Raw genomic sequence first — 668 nt, forward strand, 5'->3', positions numbered from 1 at the left:
AGATGTATCTGAGGGTCTGTAGCTCAGTTGGTTAGAGCACACGCTTGATAAGCGTGGGGTCACAAGTTCAAGTCTTGTCAGACCCACCATGACTTTGACTGGTTGAAGTTATAGATAAAAGATACATGACTGATGATGTAAGCTGGGGACTTAGCTTAGTTGGTAGAGCGCCTGCTTTGCACGCAGGAGGTCAGGAGTTCGACTCTCCTAGTCTCCACCAGAACTTAAGATAAGTTCGGATTACAGAAATTAGTAAATAGAGATTTAGATCTTGGTTTATTAACTTCTGTGATTTAAGTATCACGGTATTAAGCATGACCTGACGAAGGCGTGTTTATTCATTAACAGATTGGCAAAATTGAGTCTGAAATAAATTGTTCACTCAAGAGTTTAGATTAAGCAATTAATCTAGATGAATTGAGAACTAGCAAATTAACTGAATCAAGCGTTTTGGTATATGAATTTAGATTGAAGCTGTACAGTGTTTAAGTACACAGTACTCTAAACTGAAATGTTGAAGTTACTAACTTGTAGGTAACATCGACTGTTTGGGGTTGTATAGTCAAGTAATTAAGTGCATGTGGTGGATGCCTTGGCAGTCAGAGGCGATGAAAGACGTGATAGCCTGCGAAAAGCTCCGGGGAGGCGGCAAATATCCTTTGATCCGG

The 668-nt window shown here is 40.3% G+C and carries 2 tRNA genes and 1 rRNA gene; all 3 read left to right on the top strand.

The features are described 5' to 3' along the window. Window positions 1-12: 12 nt before the first annotated feature. Window positions 13-89, top strand: a tRNA-Ile gene (locus tag ACH8JV_RS19510). Window positions 90-144: 55 nt separating this feature from the next. Then, window positions 145-220 (top strand) — tRNA-Ala (locus ACH8JV_RS19515). Between the two features lie 340 nt (window positions 221-560). After that, window positions 561-668: ribosomal RNA gene (locus tag ACH8JV_RS19520) — 23S ribosomal RNA — on the top strand; the annotation flags it as partial.

The sequence above is a fragment of the Acinetobacter sp. ABJ_C5_2 genome (assembly GCF_044538485.1).
Lineage (GTDB): Bacteria > Pseudomonadota > Gammaproteobacteria > Pseudomonadales > Moraxellaceae > Acinetobacter > Acinetobacter nosocomialis_A.